General features: G+C 64.0%; 3 protein-coding genes. All 3 read left to right on the top strand.

Going from position 1 to position 2,091, the window contains the following annotated elements; translation table 11 throughout:
* Window positions 1-446: 446 nt before the first annotated feature.
* The 3 genes from J4F42_20715 (at window position 447) to J4F42_20705 (ending at window position 2,014) form a co-directional block, all read left to right on the top strand.
* Window positions 447-842, top strand: a complete 396-nt coding sequence (locus J4F42_20715; GenBank protein ID MCE2487943.1) for an ankyrin repeat domain-containing protein — start codon at window positions 447-449, stop codon at window positions 840-842.
* A 543-nt stretch (window positions 843-1,385) separates the two neighbouring features.
* The gene (locus tag J4F42_20710; GenBank protein MCE2487942.1) at window positions 1,386-1,610 is read left to right on the top strand and encodes a hypothetical protein; all 225 of its coding nucleotides are present in this window, start codon (window positions 1,386-1,388) and stop codon (window positions 1,608-1,610) included.
* Complete coding sequence (locus tag J4F42_20705) at window positions 1,607-2,014, top strand: PIN domain-containing protein (protein MCE2487941.1); 408 nt, start codon at window positions 1,607-1,609, stop codon at window positions 2,012-2,014. The genes J4F42_20710 and J4F42_20705 overlap by 4 nt, the downstream gene beginning before the upstream one ends.
* Window positions 2,015-2,091: the final 77 nt, after the last annotated feature.

The following is a 2,091-nucleotide window of genomic DNA, read 5'->3' as shown; positions in this document are numbered from 1 at the left end:
TCGACGGCCTGACGGGCGAGGAGCGCGCCCTGATCACCGGCGGCAACGCGGCCAAGGTCTATAACGTGCAGTGATGCGCACCGTTCCCGACGCGGGACGGCGGCGGCCCCGCCTTGGCTTGTCAGGCGGCCCGCTCGGCGGCTGTGCAGCGGACCTGCACCCAGGTTGCGCGGCGGTCAGTGCTCGGCATGTGTGCCTCCAGGCGGCGTGGGCGGCTCCGTGTCGGGGGGCTGAAGGGGGCGGCAGCTCCCTCACCAAGTCCCGATGGATGTCGATATATCGGGTAGGTTGCCCAAATATTCGTTTCTGTGTGCTTCATGGCATGGACCGACGGGCGGGGCAAACCCCTACCGGGCCAGGATAGGTACCAGACCCGGCTCGGCCTATAATGCGACGCAGAAGGAGGATTCTCGATACGCCGACGCCTGCTGCTCGACGCGGACTGGATGGCCCAGGCGACCCCGGCCGCCGTCCAAGCGATGCTTGACCACGGCGCCTATCCCAACGTGCAGGACGAGCACGGCTGGACCCCCTTGCACGTGGCGGTGGAGAAGAACCCAGACCCGGCGGTAGTCGCCCTCCTGCTCAACCACGGCGCCCATCCCAACGCACGGACCCAGTTCGGCGAGACGCCCTTGCGGCGAGACGCCCTTGCACGCGGCGGCGCGGCACAACGACAACTTGGTGGTAATCAGCCAGCTGCTCGACCGCGGCGCCCAAACTTAACACTTTGCCCGTTATCGGGCGGAATGGCCCGCTATGAAACACCCTTCCCTGCGGCTTGTGAGAGGTCCGATAGTCGCCCTTCTCGTCCTGACCGCCACTACGCCGGTCGGTGCTGAGGATGTTAGCTCCATGGACCGCGTTGAGCTATGGAATGCCTGCAAGCCAATAGATTTGCTCGTCGAGTACCTGGGCGATCACGCGAGGCCATCGCAACGGCGGCACGCAGCAGGCTACGTGCTGCACGCCTCTATCGCGGGAGTAGCCGGCCCTATCCGTATCTCTACGTGAAAATTAACACGCAATCTGGACCTGGGGGCACGGCGGTTGATGTAAGCTTACAGTTCACGAAGCAAGTTCTTGATCGTATAAGCGGCCACCATGGTGCCGCCAGTACCTGGGAGACGGGGGCAGTAGGCTGGGGGGAGACGGACGACATTCTCTCCCGGGTCTCACAACTCGCGGATAAATTCATCGACGAGTATCTGCGGGTCAACGACTCGGCTTGCCAGGGGCCAGGCCAAGGTTGACCCTTTGCCCGTTATCAGTCGGGGGCAGCCCGAGCGGGCCGTTGTCGCCACGCAGAGAGTCTTGAACCGCAGGCATAGATACGTATACTCCTTTATAGAATCAGTATACTGAAAGAAGGGACGTTTCTCACGATGAAGCAAAAGCTCACCATCACCGTAGACGCTGACCTCCTCCCGCGCGCCAAGCGCTACGCCCGGTCCCGGGGCGTGTCGCTGTCGGCACTCATTGAGCAGTCGCTCAGAGAGGTGGCGAGCGGGCACGCGCCGTCCTTCGTCGCACGCTGGCGGGGCAAGTTTCGGGCTGCGGAGCGTGACGATCCACGATACGACGCCCTGGCGAAGAAGTACTTGCAATGATCCTCCTGGATACGGATATCCTCATCGACATCGCCCTCGACCGGCACCCGCACGCCGGCCCGGCTTCAGAACTCCTGGACCGGATTGAGCACGGTGCTGAGAGCGCCTGCATCGCGTGGCACACAGTGTCGAACTTCTACTACATCGTCGCCCCGTCGCGCGGTGGGGGAAGTACCCGTGATTTTCTCGTCGACTTGACCCGCTTCGTAGCGGTGGCTGCGACGAGCACCGAGGCCCTCCGATACGCAGCGGCTCTGCCGATGGCGGACTTCGAGGACGCGCTGCAGGTGGCGGCCGCGCGTACCTGCAGCGCGCGGCTCATCGTCACACGGAACGTCCGGGACTACGCGCGCTCTCCGATCCAGGCGGTGGCTCCCCGGGCGGCACTTAGTGACTTGGTCTGACGCGTGGCGGTGCACCCCATGACGCCGAGCTGTACGAATCACTTGGGCGGCGACAAGCAGCCCCGCTTCAAGAACGA

The sequence above is a fragment of the Desulfurellaceae bacterium genome, from assembly GCA_021296095.1.
GTDB lineage: Bacteria > Desulfobacterota > Binatia > Bin18 > Bin18 > JAAXHF01.
Note: the sequence above shows the minus strand (reverse complement) of the source record. Positions and strands in the feature narration are given on the sequence as shown.